Annotated in this window: 14 protein-coding genes; 3 read left to right on the plus strand and 11 right to left on the minus strand. The window is 38.5% G+C overall.

All coding sequences use genetic code 11. From position 1 onward, the window contains the following. The first annotated feature begins 1,063 nt into the window (after window positions 1–1,063). Together ACIQZ6_RS05830 and ACIQZ6_RS05835 are read left to right on the plus strand one after the other, a co-directional pair. On the plus strand, window positions 1,064–2,299 hold the full coding sequence (locus ACIQZ6_RS05830) for an MFS transporter (RefSeq protein WP_395809102.1): 1,236 nt from the start codon (window positions 1,064–1,066) through the stop codon (window positions 2,297–2,299). A gap of 96 nt (window positions 2,300–2,395) precedes the next feature. Further along, on the plus strand, window positions 2,396–3,388 hold the full coding sequence (locus tag ACIQZ6_RS05835) for a Gfo/Idh/MocA family protein (protein WP_395809104.1): 993 nt from the start codon (window positions 2,396–2,398) through the stop codon (window positions 3,386–3,388). A gap of 80 nt (window positions 3,389–3,468) precedes the next feature. Here ACIQZ6_RS05835 and ACIQZ6_RS05840 read toward each other — a convergent pair whose 3' ends face one another. The 4 genes from ACIQZ6_RS05840 to ACIQZ6_RS05855 all read right to left on the minus strand — a co-directional run bounded on the left by ACIQZ6_RS05840 (window position 3,469) and on the right by ACIQZ6_RS05855 (window position 8,008). Beyond that, complete coding sequence (locus ACIQZ6_RS05840) at window positions 3,469–4,860, minus strand: hypothetical protein (protein ID WP_395809106.1); 1,392 nt, start codon at window positions 4,858–4,860, stop codon at window positions 3,469–3,471. Between the two features lie 19 nt (window positions 4,861–4,879). Beyond that, a complete protein-coding gene (locus ACIQZ6_RS05845) occupies window positions 4,880–5,962 on the minus strand; it encodes a dipeptidase (protein WP_395809108.1) in 1,083 nt (360 codons plus the stop codon). A gap of 1 nt (window position 5,963) precedes the next feature. Next, complete coding sequence (locus ACIQZ6_RS05850; protein ID WP_395809110.1) at window positions 5,964–6,899, minus strand: 3-hydroxyacyl-CoA dehydrogenase family protein; 936 nt, start codon at window positions 6,897–6,899, stop codon at window positions 5,964–5,966. Window positions 6,900–7,018: 119 nt separating this feature from the next. Beyond that, complete coding sequence (locus ACIQZ6_RS05855; RefSeq protein ID WP_395809112.1) at window positions 7,019–8,008, minus strand: 3-hydroxyacyl-CoA dehydrogenase family protein; 990 nt, start codon at window positions 8,006–8,008, stop codon at window positions 7,019–7,021. 330 nt (window positions 8,009–8,338) lie between these two features. On the opposite strand from ACIQZ6_RS05855, the gene ACIQZ6_RS05860 reads away from it, so the two are divergent. Further along, complete coding sequence (locus ACIQZ6_RS05860) at window positions 8,339–9,205, plus strand: AraC family transcriptional regulator (protein ID WP_395809114.1); 867 nt, start codon at window positions 8,339–8,341, stop codon at window positions 9,203–9,205. 23 nt (window positions 9,206–9,228) lie between these two features. Here the strand turns inward: ACIQZ6_RS05860 and ACIQZ6_RS05865 are convergent, their stop codons facing one another. The 7 genes from ACIQZ6_RS05865 to ACIQZ6_RS05895 all read right to left on the minus strand — a co-directional run bounded on the left by ACIQZ6_RS05865 (window position 9,229) and on the right by ACIQZ6_RS05895 (window position 18,151). Further along, window positions 9,229–10,020 carry an SDR family oxidoreductase gene (locus ACIQZ6_RS05865; RefSeq protein ID WP_395809116.1) on the minus strand — a complete coding sequence of 264 codons (792 nt, stop codon included), beginning with the start codon at window positions 10,018–10,020 and terminating at the stop codon, window positions 9,229–9,231. Window positions 10,021–10,096: 76 nt separating this feature from the next. Beyond that, entirely contained in the window at window positions 10,097–10,879 is a 783-nt protein-coding gene (locus ACIQZ6_RS05870; protein ID WP_395809118.1) for an SDR family oxidoreductase, read from the minus strand. A 2-nt stretch (window positions 10,880–10,881) separates the two neighbouring features. Next, a complete protein-coding gene (locus tag ACIQZ6_RS05875) occupies window positions 10,882–11,805 on the minus strand; it encodes a Gfo/Idh/MocA family protein (RefSeq protein WP_395809120.1) in 924 nt (307 codons plus the stop codon). A gap of 220 nt (window positions 11,806–12,025) precedes the next feature. Further along, window positions 12,026–12,913 carry an aldo/keto reductase gene (locus ACIQZ6_RS05880; protein ID WP_395809122.1) on the minus strand — a complete coding sequence of 296 codons (888 nt, stop codon included), beginning with the start codon at window positions 12,911–12,913 and terminating at the stop codon, window positions 12,026–12,028. A 234-nt stretch (window positions 12,914–13,147) separates the two neighbouring features. Further along, window positions 13,148–15,481: an aminotransferase class III-fold pyridoxal phosphate-dependent enzyme gene (locus ACIQZ6_RS05885; protein ID WP_395809124.1), complete on the minus strand. Its 2,334-nt coding sequence runs from the start codon at window positions 15,479–15,481 to the stop codon at window positions 13,148–13,150. A 252-nt stretch (window positions 15,482–15,733) separates the two neighbouring features. After that, complete coding sequence (locus tag ACIQZ6_RS05890) at window positions 15,734–16,795, minus strand: hypothetical protein (protein WP_395809126.1); 1,062 nt, start codon at window positions 16,793–16,795, stop codon at window positions 15,734–15,736. A gap of 105 nt (window positions 16,796–16,900) precedes the next feature. After that, window positions 16,901–18,151, minus strand: coding sequence for a sialidase family protein (locus ACIQZ6_RS05895; RefSeq protein WP_395809128.1), 1,251 nt, complete (start codon window positions 18,149–18,151; stop codon window positions 16,901–16,903). Window positions 18,152–18,340 lie beyond the last annotated feature (189 nt).

An 18,340-nucleotide genomic window follows, 5' to 3' on the forward strand; every position in this document is an offset into this window, starting at 1 on the left:
GCACTCATGGTCTCGTCGTACCGCCTCGGCATTGGTCCTTTTTTCCTACAGAAAAAGGACTAGGCCCCCGCGGCTATGAGCGGAGTGAAATATATGAATGCTTGGTAACACCAAGCAGAAGAAACATAAAATTATTCTAAAATAATTTTATATCAATATTTGATACTTTTTTCTTGATGAAAAAGTATCCAAAAAATCAAGAAAGAACGATGCTTCCACCGCCGAGGGCAAAACACCTGGCCCGCCGTTCTTTCATCCCACCGCGCGGGTATTGTAGTTCATTTAATAGTTATTTTCATTAGTGAAAATCTGACAGAGTACTAAGGTTAACGTTAGTGGGGGTTATGAACGTTCATCCACCAACGGCTACGTACAGGGCTTTGATTTTTGTATTTAGGATGCTTTTATAGCTACCGCCCTGTCCAATGCCGCGCAAGATGGTGAAGCACAATTTTTTTTCTCCGCCACGCTTGCACAGACCTTTAATAACCTCTCTTCCGCATTGACTGGTGCGGCAATTACAGTCTTAGCCCTCGCAGAACCTTTCATAGCAGCAGGCGCAGCGGTGGGATTTATTCGGTGTAGTTTATTGTTTTTTAAAGGCCCTCATGGTCTCGTCGTGCCGCCTCGGCTTGGTCCTTTTTTCCTACAGAAAAAGGTAAGGCCCCTGCGGCTATGAGCGGAATGAAATTATATGTGCTTGGTGGGTACCACCAAGCACTTTCCTATGCGTGTTGATTCTCGACACTAAAATTAAAAACCACCCCCTTTTATTCCCCCGCCAGCGGTGGACACTAGGCGCCTAAGGAAAATTTGATTATAACATCAAACTACAACCTGTTTTCGAAAAATCTTAAACGATTATGTTGTCCCCCGCGGCTATGAGCGGATTGAAATGATATATACTTAGTGGATAACACCAAGCATAAGGGAAAAATTTAAGATTCAGAATTTTTATATTATTATTAGTTAAATTAAATTAAAATGAATAGTTTAAACTATTCATTTATTGATTTACAGTTAACATCTATTTAATCTAAAAAAAGTTAAAAAAAATAAGAAGATGCAAAAACAAATAAGAATCAAATTATCAATCTTCATGTTTCTTCAATATCTAATTTGGGGATCATGGTACGTGAGTATGGCAAGCTATCTGAGCAAAACACTGCAGTTTAGCGGAGAGCAAATTGGACTAGCCTATGGCGCCTTTGCCATCGGAGCAATGATCGCACCTTTCTTTGTTGGTTTGATCGCCGACCGGTATTTTGCATCTGAAAAGATTTTGGCTTTTCTGGGTATTTTTGGTGGCCTACTTTTATTTCTGCTACCTGAAATGACTACATTCGGAAGCTTCTACCCCATGTTGATACTGTATTGCTGTACCTACGTGCCTACTTTGGCACTTGGAAATTCAGTCTCGTTACACCATCTTGAAAACCCAAAGCGCGATTTCCCATTAGTGAAAACCCTCTCAGCGGTAGGATGGATTGCTGCAGGATTATTGCTCAGCTTCGTCTTTCAAGGAGAGCTTTCAGCCATACAGTTTTATGTTGCTGGAACAATATCGATACTATTCGGGCTGTTCAGTCTTACTTTGCCACATACTCCTCCGATGAAAACCGGAAAAGATGTAAGTCTGGGAGAGATACTTGGATTAGATGCCTTGGCTTTATTGAAAAAACCATCCTTTGCAATATTCATTTTATGCATGTTTCTTATCTGCATTCCACTCTATTTCTATTTCGTAAATATGAATTTGTATGTTACCGAACTGGGATGGGAATTTACAGCAGCTAAAATGTCTTTAGCCCAGGTTTCGGATGTGATATTCCTTATCCTGCTACCAATAATGTTAAGCAGACTTGGCTATAAAAAAACAATCTTTATTGGTATTGCCGCCTGGGCTGCACGCTATTTCCTTTTAGCTGGAAGTATTGACTCGGTATCCATGCAAAACGTAATGATCTTTAGTGCCATTTTACTTCATGGAGTATGCTATGACTTCTTATTCATTGCCGGTCAGCTCTATGTTGATGACGAGGCCAATGAAAGAATGCGTGGTGCTGCTCAAGGATTGATCGCATTTATACTTTGGGGTTTAGGAGCATTCGTAGGTACAAATATGGCAGGCATTTCGCAATCAGCCTATACGCTAGAAAATGCTATTGGAACAATAGCGCATGACTGGCAAGGTATCTGGATTTATCCTGCTTGGGGCTCGGTTGCTGTACTTGTAATATTTGTTGTTTTCTTCCGTGAACCTAAGAAAGTTGTGAAATTAGACGCTGAGAAAAGCTAAAAATGGACCGTAATTCGTAATTGAAAATTCGTAATTCGTAATTGGTATTTCGTAATTCGTAATTCGTAATTCGTAATTGAAAACTAAAATTCGTAATTGAAAACTAAAATTCGCTGGGGGGTACTTAGCACCGCAAAAATAGGAGTAGTAAAGGTTATTCCCGCAATGCAAAAGGGAAAATACTGTGAAATTACTGCGATAGCCTCCCGGGGTTTAAATGAGGCAAAAAAAACGGCAGATTCACTTGGAATTCCAACAGCTTATGGTTCCTACCAAGAGCTCCTGTCTGACCCTATGGTAGATGCAGTGTATATTCCTTTACCTAATCATTTGCATGTAGAATGGGCTATAAAGGCCATGGAGGCCGGGAAGCATGTGCTACTAGAGAAACCTGTAGGACTCTCAAGTAAGCAGGCTGAAAGCTTAATACAGGTTTCGAAAGGGAAACCCCAGCTAAAAATAATGGAAGCGTTTATGTACCGTCATCATCCTCAATGGCAAAAAGCTAAAGAACTGGTAGAAAATGGACAAATCGGAACACTTAAATCTATCCAGTCATTCTTTTCGTATCACAATACAGATCCAACTAATATTCGTCATAATCCGGATTTTGGAGGGGGTGGCCTGATGGATATTGGCTGCTATTGCATTTCCTTGTCGCGGTTTATTTTTGGTAAAGAGCCCAAACGGGTTAGTGGATTTGTTGAGTTTGATCCGATATTTAAAACAGATCGGATGGCTTCTGGAATACTTGATTTTTCAAATGGCATTTCAACATTTACCTGTTCAACACAATTAATACCCTATCAGAGGGTGAATATTTTTGGGGATATGGGGAGTATAGAAATAGAAATTCCGTTTAATGCTCCACCAGACAAACCAACCAGGTTATGGATTAATACCGCAGAAGGCACTAAGGAAATTGTCTTTGATATCTGTGACCAATACACCATTCAGGGCGATCTCTTCTCAAAGGCAATTTTGGATAACACAGCGGTTCCTACCCCGCTTAATGATGCACTTAACAACATGCTGGTAATTGAAGCTGTTTTTAAGAGTTCTGAAAGTGGGAAATGGATTAGTATATAAGTTTTATTGTCAAACCAGGCGTTTAGGATCAAATACTGAATTGGGAATCTAAAAAAAATGAACTTTAATTATTTGTTAAATCAATTAATAGAATTTTTTTTATAAAGGGCAACTTTATTAATAATATTCATCAGTTTTTCTCTCACAATAACCTCTGAACCTTTATCCAGTTTACTGGTACGGCACCTCCATGTCTCGTAACCACCACGCTCAATTTCATGAGCCGGAGGAACATACCCTACACAACCATTTGCAAGACCAATAGAAAAATAATTTTTTACAGGGCTATTCTCCTTTAGCCACAAACCTGTTTCGGCAAAAAATTCGCCTGCTAGTGCGCCTATAACAACATTCCCAATTTTAATAGCCTGCACCGGCAACACTTCATTGTCTTCTCCCTCATATAATAAAACCTGCTCCCTTGCATATAACCTTCTCAGAACATCGTGATCAATCAGGGTAATATTTTCATAATTACTGTCTTTCACAATCTTAATAGCATCTTCAAATTCCTGTTGAGACGGTTTTCTAATGTCAAGAAATAATTCTTCGTATTCGGTATATAAAGCAAGTTCATTATCCCAAGTCAAATCTTTTAGAGATGCTTCAATTTTTTCTGCTAAATCCTTAGCAATCAGCTTACTTTTTTTAAAATTTTCTTTAGGGTATCGATCCCTATTTATAAAGTCCCAAATATTAGCTTCACCGCTTGTTCCGTTAGATAATATGCCAACAAAATCATCGCCAGCTTTTAAAATACTTTTAATCTGTGAGGCAAATTCTCCAAAATAATCAGCGGAAATAGTACCAGCTTCAAAATCTCCTACATAGTGAAGTGAGTAATTAGCAAACAGGCTTATCCATTGATCTTTAGTACTTTTTACAGCCAAATAACTGAGTTCTGTATCCATTTTAGCAACAGGTCCTACTATCTGATCTTCTGCACCAAATGGATTCGTTTTCACCATGTCTAATTTCCCTGTTACCGGATTATAAGGTTCAAAACCATCCTGCATAAAATATCGACGACACAAGATATGATCAGGAACATCTAATGAACAGAAAGCAATTTTTGCCGGAACCAAATTATCTAATGCATCAATAACAGACTGAACGATAAGTGCCGGCAGTTTTCTGGTGTAAGGAAGATCTGCTGCACCAAGCAACAGATCGCAAATAGCTCCCGCAGAATGAGCATGCGTACAAGAGAATAGCAAATTTTTATCCTGCAGGCCAGTCTTCTGACTTATTTCTTTCCGGATGGGCCGAAGGAAGTCATCTTGCATGTAGCAGATATCCACCACAACCATAACAACTGTTTCCTCACCGCTTTTTAAGGCCAACGCTTTAGAATATAAATTATCATGAATAGTATGTGCATAATGAGATATAAAATCGCCATTAATGCGCGTGCCTATAGGTGGAGTGATGTCTACATTTGATGCTCCTGCCAATAACTGTTTAGTATTCATATTTAAAAAAGTTTTCATGTTATGTCCAAGCTTTTCTCAGGAACCGAAGCCAGTTTTTACTAAAAATATTTTCGATATCCTTTTGCTTATAGCCTCTTTTTGAAAGGATATCTTCGTATTTCTGCAGGTCAGCTATTGAATTCATATCCCAGGGACATTGTTCTGTGCCGAATATTCCATCTAGATCGCTTCCTATTGCAATATGCAAACTGTTACCAGCAATCTGGCAAATATGATCCCAATGATCAACCAGATTTTCGAGTCTAATATCTAGTTGCCATGGATCTGAAACGGTGTCGATAAACCGGATATCCATTGCCCAACAATCAAGCATCCCCCCTATCACGGCTCCCCTTTCAATGAGTAGCTTAATTTGTTCATCGCTTAGCTGCCTCTGATTAGGAACTATTTTTCGGACGTTATTGTGACTTGCCCACACCGGTCCCTGATATAGGTCGAGTACTTGGTAAAATCCCTGATCAGTAAGGTGAGTCACATCTAAAATAAGATTTAAATTGTTCATCTCCTTTATGAGCTCCACTCCCTTATCGGTTAGAGCACCTTCCATTTTTGTACCGGGAGCAAATCTTCCGGGTCCAAAGTGCGACAACCCCATGGCCCGTAAACCGTAATCATAGGCAGTATGCAAGTAATCAATATCGACTAAAGAATCTGCTCCCTCAAGACTAAGGATATAACCAATGGGCTTTTTATCATCTTCAATAGCCGCATTATCCCATAGCGCTAAATGGTTATCCAACTTCTTGAGGTCGGTTATTTGAACCATTTCTCCCAATTTTTCCATTTCACGATACCAGCAGAGCTGTGCCTGTGTCATAGCCCAGGCTTGCTGCGGAGAATTCCATCCGGGCAGTGCGCTACCGGGCGGAGTATAACGAGACAATTGTGTAGCAACCACTAATCCGATCCTCCCCTTTCTTAGTTCTGGTAAACAAACCGTTCCCTTACCGCGATCTGGCTTATCTCTCATAAACATTTCCCTTTGCCTTATTTCTGACAAAGGGCGAGTAAGATCCCTATTCCATTCCATAGCATTCATAGAAAGGTCTAAATGCCCATCAACAATAAAAGGCCTCTTCATATTATTCCGTCAACTTTTTTTTATAATTAAAGGGATATTTTTCTATGATGGAATGTATCTGGCTACTGAATTCTTCCATTGTATTTTTCCATTTTTCAACTTCCTTATCAGAATACTCGTAAAACCCTTTCTTATTTTCCATACCAAGCCCACCATCATGCAATATTTTTTCAAAAAAATCCGGTAGATCTTTATCTTTAGAGAGATCAGGATTTAGGTCTTTCATAACTACACCGTAAGCAGAGGTACCCATCAGATCCATGTACCTGCAATTACCAGAAAATGGCAAATAGTAACCAGCATCATTTCTGCAAGCCCTGTCAATATCAACTACAGAGGCATAACCGTTATCTACCATAAAAAATGCTTCCCTTACCATAGCACTTACTAAACGACTGCGGATACCTATATTTTTAACAATATAAGGATCTTTAGCCCAGAATGATTTAGCCAGAATAAAAACTTCATCTGCTAAACCATAGTTCTTCTCAGAAGCAATAATTTCAAGAAAAAAAGTTGCATTTGCAGGTTCAGTCCAATTCAAGCCAATTAATCTGTCCGGATACATACATCCTGCTTGTAGTATATTTAAGTCGATGCTTTCTGTATTAATTGCTATTATGGCATCTTTTGTAATAAAACTTTCAATTTTTTTGATTAGCTGTTGCTTAATCTGTAAATCTTCCTGATCAATAGCAATAACGAGTTTACAATCATTATTAATATTATACTCTGTGTCGATATTAATATTATTTAAAGTAGCATCTTTTTTCTGTGAAACCATGGATTTCTTCAAAAGTTGTTTAAATGCAGCTACATTCTCAGTACATACATTTACATGATGCCCAGCAAATAGTAAACACATAGCTACACTTACTACTAAATCACCATTTCCTACCAGTAAAACCGAATCTGTATGTTTTATTAAGGTCTTCATCAATACATCTTATTGCAGCCCCCCAGGAAGGCCTGTTAAATATTTTTTTAAAACTTTACGAACTTTTCTAAATTCAAAATGTAAGTTCCCATTTGATATTCCAAGATCAATTTTAAGGGCTAAGCTGATACTCTTTCTTTTTCCGAAAGAGGAGCAGGATGAAGTGATGCCAGAAGGAATATATCTTTATTAAATGCAGCAAAAGCATCTTCCCATTCTTTGGCTTCTGTGCTGGTATAACTATATAACCCATATAGATTCTGAATGCCACGGCCATTACCATCCACAATCTTTTGCATTATACCAGGAACATTATCTGAATTAGATAATTGAGGAAATAAGTTTTTAAAAATCTCTTTTTGATCTGCAAGCCCAGTAAAATCTATCCTCCTGAATATTCCCATCAATGTGATCCATGAACCAACATCATATCTGAATGCTTTATCTGCATCATCCATTGTGGTTTTACTATTCTCAACAAGGTAGAAAATCTCCCTGTAAACAGCATACATCAAACGGTTTGCAATAAACCCTCTCATATCTTTTCTTAATAAAGTAGGCTCTTTACCCCAATAGTGTGCAAGGTTAAACACCCAATCGGCATACCTGCTGTTTGTAACATTACCACATGTTATTTCCATAAAACGAGTAGCATACCCAGGCTCAGCCCAATGAATACCAATAAATCTTTCAGGAATTGAAACTAATTTCTGTAAAAGTGTTATAGAAATAGCAGAAGTATTACTGGCAATAACTGTACTGGCCGGGACAACATCTGTTATTTTTTTGTAAACCTGAGACTTAATATCAATATCTTCGACAACACATTCCAAAACCAAGCTGCTGTTTGACAAACGATTATACTCTATACTTATATCAAGTCTATTAAGACAGGAGGAAACACTATCCTTTAACAAACCCGTCTGCGAGCAAGCTAGTAAATGCTCTGTAATTCTTTTTTCTGCACCTTCAAGGTCGTTAGGAATGGGCGCTATTGCTTTAACATGATGGCCAGATGCAAGAAGCGATACAATGATACTGCTGCCCATCAGTCCGATGCCAACAACCCCAACCTCTATATCTGCAGGTTTAGTTTTTAAAGTATCCACGATCTTTATATATGGGTTTTTAAATAAACACAGGCTTAGCTATTGACAAGCACAAAGCTCTTAATCTCAATAGCATGAGAAAATGTTCTTGTATCAAACCTTGCATTGCATTCAGGCTGTATATTTTTTGTTTAGTCATAAGTTATTATAAGTATATTGATTGCATTAAGAAATAATAGACTGATTAATTTTATGTCAAAAATAATATCAGACTAGTTAGGATACTATTACTTTCCTACCTATTTATAACATTATTTTTCGCATTAAAATTTACCGATATGAGCATTAAAAAAATAAATATTATATTGTATTAATAAATCTGATTAATTAATGAAGGCAGTAGAATTTCGGCTTCCACGAGATTTTGACAAATCATTCGTTTTGTTCCGGGAGACCGGCAAATATTTTCCATGTCCTTGGCACTTTCATCCAGAATATGAAATTGTCCTGATTTTACGATCAACAGGCCGGAGAATGGTAGGTGATCATATCGGTTATTTTGATAAAGGAGACTTAGTATTCATGGGCTCAGGCATTCCGCATGTGTGGATTAATGATCAAAAATTTATACTAGGGGAAGCAGGTTATGAAGCTGATGCTATCGTTATCCACTTTAGTAATTGTTTTCTAGGCGAAAAGTTTTTAGAAATACCAGAGATGGCAAATTTTAAAAATGTGCTGAATTTATCGTCAAGAGGCTTAACCTATAATGGCGAAACAAAGAAAAAGATCAATATGATCATGAAAGAGATGTTAAATATGAATGGATTAAAACGTTTATCTGCATTATTTAATATTTTCGACTTACTTGCTAACTCTACAGAATATGAAATACTTGCAAGTCCAAGCTATACCCAAAAAAATGAACTGAAAGCATCCGACCGCTTTCATAAAGTAACCGAATACATCATCCAAAATTTCGATAGAGAGATTTCACTACCGGAAGTTGCTTCAATAGCAAATATGTCAGTAACAACATTTTGCCATTTTTTTAAAGCTCATTTCAGGGTAACTTTTATTGAATATCTAAATACCATTAGAATAGGATATGCCTGTAAAATGTTGACAGGCGAAGAACATAACATTGTTGAAATAGCTTTCAGAAGCGGCTTCAAAAACCTTGGTAATTTCAACAGGCAGTTCAAACGTTTTAAGAATATGACACCAAGCGAGTACCGGAAAACAATAGATGTATAAATTCCACTCCCTTCATATGAAGACTACCAACTCGTCCATCCACCATCTACAAACAGATTCTGTCCTGTAATAAATGAAGCAGCATCAGAGATTAGAAATACTGCAGCACCTGCAACCTCCTGGGGTTCGCCAATTCGACCCATAGGAACTTTGCTAACTAATCTGCCCACAAATTCAGGATATAACTTCTGTACTGATGGGCTGGGAAACGGACCCGGCGATATGCAATTACACCTGACATTATCTTTACCATAATGAACTGCCAGATATCGTGTCATTTGAATAATCGCCGCCTTGTTTACTCCGTATTCTATAGGGTTAACATTCATCGGAGCTTCATATACTTTAGGATCAGGCGACACAGAACCATACATGCTTGAAAACAAAACAATACTTCCTGACTTTTTAGTTTTCATGGCATTTCCAACTTCTCTGCCAAAAATAAACGAAGCTGTTATTCCATCATGATTAACTTGATCAAATTCTTCAGCAGAAAGTTCATCAAACCCTTTTGCAGTGGAAGCATAACTGAGATCGATCAGACCATCAGGTACTCCGCGGTTCGAAAGTTGCTCTAAAACAAAATTTTTGCTTCTTTCAATATCGCGTGTATTTAAAGTAACTGCATTAAGGTTAGAATTATTCGATAAAGATTCGATAAAATTCCTAGACCGATCTTCAATATCAATACAAAGAACTTTAGCACCAGCACTATGTAATAATTTAATGGTTGACTGACCCAGATAGCCGGCACCACCTACCACCCATACATCTTTTCCATACAGCCCAAAAGTTTTTAAAAAATTTGTATTCATTATCTTCTTTGTAATTGCAGCGGTATTAATAAATTCTGGCCACTAATTTATATCCCGGCTCATTTATCATAATTGTTTATGCATTTAATCCACCATCCATCAATATATTTTCGCCATTAATATATTCACCAGCTTTTGAGGCCAAAAGAACTACGAGGCCTTTGATATCGTCTTTATTTGCCATTCTTTTCAAAGGCACTTTTTTAGTGTAATTCTCTAAGAAACGTGCGGGTTGATTATTAAACAAACCACCCGGACTTATACAATTTACCCGGATATTTTTACCGGCAAAATTCTGCGCCATAAAACGAGTCAAGTTAATCAAACCTGCATTGTGGAAGAAATAATCCGGTGGAAGATCTTCACCCATATCCGTGCCTTCGTAATTAGAATAGTCAGGGCCAAACATTCCCATCATAGAGCTGATGTTTATTATACTTCCTCCATCTTTGTTCAGGCCAATTAGCTCCCCCATCTCCCGCAAAATATCCATCATTCCCGTTGCATTCACATTCATTGATTCCGCAAATTTCTCTATGGGTGCATAATAGCCTTTCATTGGCCTTGAAACCGCATTATTTATAAAACCATCCAATTTCCCGAATTTATTAAGGATCTCCTTGCTAAGTTCCATTACAGAATCATGGTTCCCCTGATCAACCTGTAAGCCATGCACATCCAGACCTTCCTTCTGGAAGCTCTTAGCTACTGCTTCTATATTTTCTGCATTGCGTGAAGCAATGATAACCCTTGCACCTGCTTCGGCAAGTCCCTCCGCTATGCATTTTCCATAATTCCCCGCACCGCCTGTTACTAGGATTATTTTACCTGTAAGATCAAAAAGTTGTTTGACGTTCATTTCTAATATTTTATAAAGATTGTTTTTCCGCCTTGTTTTAAGCTCTCTTCTCCGGCAATGATTGTTTTAATGATCTGTTCTGTTTTAGAAAATTCAAGTCTTGGCTTACCTTCCTCAATTGAGCGTATAAACTCAATGATATTATCCCTGAACATGGAATATGAATTTTTTATTTCTACCAGTTTCCAGTTCTGCTGGCCAAACAGAGAGATTTGGAAAGTACCCGAGATCTCCATAAACAAATGAATAGTTGCCTGCAAACCGCCTTCAAAATCTATTTTAACAATTGCCTGACCCTCTTTTCCTATGTTTGTCACACTTAGCGGTTTAGGATCATCCATGATTGAAAAAACTGCCTCCAACATGTGAACACCATATTTGATCCAGTCCTTTTTTCCCACAGCTGTTATGAGTTCAATCTTACCAAGAGAAGGCAGTTCAGTTTTCGCTGTCATACACTCACCTGCATATCGCATAGAAGAACAGGACATGATAAATCTACCCTTTGCAATCTCTGAAGCAAAATAATCAAGATCTTCCAGGTTACTGCATAATGGTTTATCGATAAAGATTGGTATTCCTGCGTCAATGAATGGCCGGGCCATTTCGCGGTGGTTCTCAGGGTCATCTCTTGCCAGGATAACGGCATCCACAGCTTTAATCATTTCTTCAGCACTCTCCACAACATACTCAATACAGCCAGTTATGGCTATTTGTTTTGAAAGGGCTTTATCCTGGGACAAAATATGAGTAACCTTTGCTGCAGGCAAACCTAATGTTGCCCTGTTTGCCTGTAAATAACTAGTAACTCCTGGATAACCAAGAGCTGTGATCTCTTCTCCATTAAAAGATCCGTTTATTATAGCTGACCAAGAAGATGGGTGAGCATTACCCGGGCTCATCCCGATTATACCTATTTTTATCATTTTATTAATGCTTAATACTTAACTATATAAAAGGGATCTTGCGAGATAAAAGGTAGTTTTTTCTTAATGCGATTAATAACAGGAATAAAAATCGCAGAAAAGGAGAAAAATATTTTACCAAACAAGGTTGAATTCCAAATTTAGCATTATAGCATTTAATCGGATACTATTTTCTTTTGCATTAATGGCATTATTTTACCAACGAATGAAGATAGATAGGTTATATCTTCTCCAGCTCGGCGAATATTTCCGAGGAATAAAATTTTCCTGCTTCGAAAGCCAGATCAAGATGAGCAATAGAACGGCCACCCACCAATACTGAATGCACATCAGGTTGATGTATAGCCCAAGCCATGGCTAAAAATGAGGTAGAATAACCGGTACTGTCTGCAATTCTTATAAGTGTTTCAAGGCGTTTTTGCGAATGTTCATTAAAATAAATTTCCTGATGAGCTGGCATAACTGCAAAACGCGAATGTTTTTGAACTTCATATAGATGTTTACCTGTCAGAAATCCTGCTCCCAGCGGGCTGTAGGTAATTATGCTGATATTATTTTCACTGCATATTTTCTTCATGTCATTACTTAAATCACTGACTGCAAGACTATTGTTATTTTGGATATAACTTAGGCTAACGCCACTGAGTTCTTTAAGTAAATTAACTGTGTCATCCAGTTGCATTGTATTGAAATTACTTACACCCAGCTTTTTTACTTTACCTTCACTCACTAAGTCAGCCAGCTCTAACCAGGTCTCGTAATCTTTAACTTTTGCATCCCACCTATGTAAATAAAGAATATCTATAGTGTCTATCCCCATACGTCTAAGGCATTGTTCTACTGATATCCTAATATGCAAAGGATCATAAGGAGGAACTATTTTAGTTGCAATACTAATAGATTTTTCTGAAAAAGTTCTTTGAGCCAACCATTGTCCAATTATTCTTTCGGATGAGCCATCACCATAAACCGCTGCAGTATCGAATGAAGTTATGCCCCTTGAATAAGCATTATCCATTAACATAAATGAAGTGTCCCTGTCAATCTCTCTCCCAAAGGTTACGCAGCCAAGGCCCAGTCTGCTTGAGTTAATAGAATAGCCGTGCATTTATTTTTGAGATAAATAAAATTCAGTTAATTATTATAATATTATTAACAGCACCTTCAAAGGCCGCTGCTTTGTTAAGTCCTATGATACCAAGTTTTGCACTATTGTAAGTAAGTTTACTGGAGAAAATCCAACTAGACAATTAATGGATTAATGTCCCCTTTTTTCACTGCGAAAGCAAATTATTAATACTACCTAACATACATAGGATTGAAAGGAAACTGCTTACCAAAATTATGCTAAACGTGCAAAGCCAGGTTGGCTCTGGTTACCCAGTTCCTTATCAATGAGTTGGCCAGCGGCGATAACCTGCTCAATTTCACCGAGAACTATATCAAGTACATCAATTAGTTTAGCAATATATTGTTCCTCATGTGCATACATTAAGTAAAATGTTGATGAAACTAAAAACCCATGTTCGAGCATCTTTCGTGTATAAAGAGTCTTAGCGGCAAGTGATTCCTTTCCAAGCTGAAAGGTCATTGTAGGTGTTGCAGGCATGCCGCCAATGAGCAATTTGCAGGAAGGATGACAACCAGCAAGATTTTTAAGCGCCTCCTGCAATTTAATACCACGTTCCCAAACAACTTGCTGCACATTCAAACGTTTCATTTTTTCAAGAACTGCCAAAGCTGCTGCTGTTCCAATTCCATCAGTCCAGTAACTTGATGAAATAAAACTAGCTCCTGCTTCAGACATGATTTCATTACGGCCAATAATAGCTGCAAATGGAAAACCGTTACTCATCGCTTTTGCATACACCACAATATCCGGATCAAGCCCCACTCTGGACAATGCACCTGGAAACCCATAACGAAGTCCACTGGTTATTTCATCAACGATAAACACAGCACCAGCGGCAAGGCATTTTTCGGCCACACGACCAACAAAATTATCTGTAGGTAATTGAGAACGCATTGGCTCCATGACAACTGCAGCCAGGTTCCCTTCTAGTAGCTCAAGTGCCTTATCCAGAGATTCCAGGTCATTGTAAATAAAGGGAACAGATGTCCCCTGCAATTCCCGCGGTACCCCTTTGGGTTCCAAGCCTGGTAATAGGTGCCCATCGAGCGCATTAGTTTCACCAAGGTTAGCTGCCAAGTACCAATCATGCCAGCCATGATAACCGCAAAATACTATGCCACTACGACCAGTGGCCGCTCTTGCAATACGAACTGCAACTGCCATTGCTTCGCCTCCACTCCGTGCAAACTGAACCTTGCCCGCCCATGGATGGAGTTCTAGCAGCGTTTCAGCCAGCTCAACTTCCTGTGGATTTACTAGGGAACAATAGGTGCCAGCAGATATTCGTTTAGTAACGGCTGAATCAACGTCAGGATCTGCATAACCCAAAAGCACGGCTCCTATACCCCCAGCAAAATCAATATAACGTCGGTCATTCAAATCCCATACTTCGCAGCCTGAACATCGAGAGAAATAAGATGGCCATGAAGCCGCATCAAACATCTCAGAACGCTTGGAGAGCAAGCCCGTGCCACCTGAAATTACCGTACGGGCACGCTTCCACAACTCCGGCCCAGTTTCCTCAGTTTGGGCTACTTCGGTCGGAAGATGCGGTTTAAGCAATCGCAAAGCATTGTTAAAAAAAATATCGTTTATGTCCCCATGGGTCAGCCCTGCATCATCACACATCTCTTTTAAGGCTACCAGCGATTCTATTCCAATCAGGGTCATTTCAGTTTCAGTAGCTGGCTTGAAATCTGGCCTGAGCACCTCCGGATGAAGCCAGTAAAAATTTGATCCGGTTGTGATACAACGGCCACGCATTTCGCTTACTGGAAAATCAGAACCCCATAAGATCCGGCGAGGGCCGAATACACCTAGGGCCGCGCGAAACGATTCGGATTCACAAATGGCAGAAGTATCCACAACTACATTTTCAAGATCGGCCAGCATATGTAAACCGCCACGGGCATTCCGATAATTAAAACTCCTGGCTATATGTGCAAGTATTAGTCGGACGTGTGGATAGGTCTGACAAAGCCGGCGGATTTCCCGCTGATTATCTTGATCAGCAATTGCATCATTACGAACAATGTGAAGCATCATAATACCATGCGTTTCATGTAATACTTCCCACATCCATTCTGGAGCATATTCGGTAATTGATGCATTCATCGTATCCGGGCGGGATGCATAAATATGATAAACCTTTAAGCCACAAAATAAACCATTTCGAAGCTCATCGGAAGTCTGGATAGGATCGTCATTGGGTGTTACAACTTTCAAAGTTCGACTGAGTGCTGAGCCATTCAAATTGGTTTCTTCTCTTACCCATTTGTTCATGTCATCTCGGGCTGCGCTTCGATGGGGCAGTCCAAAGTAAAGTCCATGAATTGTCTTCGTAGGCATATATTTCAACAATGTATTTCGATGTTCGGCGCAACCTAAGATACCGGCATCTTTTAAAAAGGGGAATGCATCCACGGAAAAATTAACCGGATTATAAGGATGAGCATGGATGTCAAAAATTTCTTGAGGAAGAAACCCATCGAGACATGAAGCCAATTCAAAGTCCTTTTCAGGTATAAAATGAGAATATTTCATCAAGTAAATTAATTAAATTTCTACAAGGTCAGAGTCATCCTAGCTCAAATAATTTTCAAAATAGTGCCTGCAATATGAGACATGTCATAATCTATATATATTGAAATAGTAAACCAACAGCATACAAATATTATCTAATGGTACCCTCAGAATACAAGATCTGCCTGAAATAATAAAACCCAATTATAATTACGCATCAAGATGAGAGAGACTATATGCCAATAGTCCAATTATAATAAAACCAGGCTAAAACTAGTTTAATAAGCTGCCAAGAGGGATCTTTGCCAGGTAAATACTTGTTTTTCCCTGGTGACTAGAATAATAGGAAACCCAAAGCTTATTTTTATAAACTAGCATACCTGGATAGCTGGTATCACCTCCACTTGGCAATTTTAAGCTATTGATTACACTTCCCTTTAGGTCCGTAGTATAAAAACCCATAGATGCTTCAGGGTGAAACATTCTTGTTCCTATCAGCAATTTTTTATTATTTAAGAAAATAAAATTAGGGCCACCCAGTCTAAAGGTTATTGGAGTATATTTCCATTCTTTATATGGTGGATTGCTTTCGGCAATTACTCCCAACTTGTTGCCAGCCTCACGCCGGATAAGTACATACATTTTGCCATTCTTATCAAAACGTATAGTCGATTCGTTAGGGAGATCCATTACATCAAGTTCAGAAATATTTTCAAAATTTATTCCGTTAGTGGTTTTCATAAGGTACAAAACCCATGCGTCTTTTTTTAGAGTCGAACGATCTCTGGCATTTTCCTTGAGCTGATAGTTAATACCATACCCAATCTTATCATGCCATGTAACCCTCCAAATCCAATCCAGACTAGGTTTTATTGTAGGATCAAGAATTACTTTATCAGGAAGTGAAAAATTCAATCCCTTTTTGTCAGAAAAGGACGCCATAGGAATCAGCATTTTCATTAATCCATTTTCAAAAATAGCCCCAGCTAGGGTAATCATAATTCTATTATCCGGTGTTAAAGATAGTTTCGGATCGCGTAGATCCAATCCATTTAGTTCAAGCAATACCACACTTTGCCAATCATTTCCATCTGTCGATTTGAGTATCCTAACTTTACCATTATTTTCTGCTCCAACATGGTTCTTGCCTTCCCTAAAAGAGCAGTAAAATGCCCCATTAAATCGAATTAAATCGGTAAAAGCCTGATGTACCCCCTGATCCCATATTTTGGATACTTCAATAGTGTCACGAAGTTTCAAATTTTCCGCTATTGCATAATCAAAATTGAATAGCGCGATTAAAATGATAACGTATCTTATAACTGTTGATTTCATTTAATATGTAATTTTAATATAGATAACAAAAATGCCTTTATCTCTAATAACCCTTTGGAATTTACTTCTGATGATTATCTAAGCTACCATAGGTGCAAATTTAATTTACTTAATTTCTAGAATAGTCCCGGCAATATGACGTGTACCATTATCTTTATTGAAATAATAAACCACCATCACGCGCTTTTTATCCAATTGTACGGGCCAGGTATATCCTATGTCTCCACTGCCTCCATCATCCCGTAACACAAATTCTGGTGCTGTTGCAAAGTCTGTACACTCAGCATTAAGAATCCGGGCACGAATCCCAAAAGGCTTGTGACGATAGCCATAAGTAAGTAAAACCCGGTTATCGGGCAAACGCAAAGCATTTAAAGGATGTCCCTGAAAGCCCATAGATTCCCATTTACTAAACGTTTTTCCACCATCTGTTGAACGGGCTATACATGCCTGATCATCGAAATTAGCTGTACGCAAGAAAGCCAGAATATCTCCTTTTGGAGTTTCATAAACAGATGTTTCATTGAAGGCCACCTTTGAATCAACGGCAATAGGACTTGAGTAATTCCATGTCAGCCCTTTATCGTTAGAAGTAATTAAATGTACAGAAGTTTTTTTCGAAGCATCTGAAGCTGCTACTGCCCAAAAAATGCGTCCGCTTTTCCCTTCGTATAAAGCACCCCGGTTATATGCAGGCACCGGCGTTCCATAAGCATTAAAGTTAACTTCAGGCTCTATATGAGGAGGATAAATTGGTGCTTGCCAAGTTTTTCCTCCATTTGCAGAACGAACAAGATACCCACCAAGAAATGTGGCATCCCCTGACTGGAAGACAGGTTTTTTGAGGTTCGGTAAACCATCCGGACGGACAAAAGCCCAGCCGTAACTTGCACAAAGCAGTGTTCCGTCACGTAACTGCAGTAAACAGGGATCCTGTGAGCCGCCATACGGATGTGCATAGATTAATTCAGGTTCTTTGGTAAATGTCTCACCATCATCTGAACGAACCATCACCAGATAGCTATTAGGATCTGTATGGCCAGTACCTTTTTCGCTAAAGATTTTACGATCCGGAGCCCGCCGGAAAGCGACTAGTACTTGCCCATCGGGTCGTTTTACTACCGATGGGAATGAAGAGTAGAACATGGCATCTTCATAGATTACAACATCTTTTATTTTGCGAACGCCATGAATAGTATCCCCGAAGCCTTGAAATTCATAGGCTTTTAAATACGGTACTTTCTCTTTTACAATTGATGTTGCAAATGTTACAGATGAAATTAAACAAAAAATCAGTAATGAAATATTACAACATCTTTTGGTAAATGCATGAAATTTGGTAAAAAACAGTTTCATAATTTGTCTGATTTAGTAGTTTAAAATTGCATTAGGTCCTTACTTATTTTTAATATTTATAAAACTAAACCTTCTATATAGACATTCCCACCACTATTAGCCTGATTTATGATATTTTTTTTCAGAATACCTTATAGAATAAAACATATACTGGTGAAATTTAAGGCAGTAGAATTAGTTGATGCAGAT

The organism is Daejeonella sp., from assembly GCF_044348475.1.
In the GTDB taxonomy this organism is placed as follows: domain Bacteria; phylum Bacteroidota; class Bacteroidia; order Sphingobacteriales; family Sphingobacteriaceae; genus Daejeonella.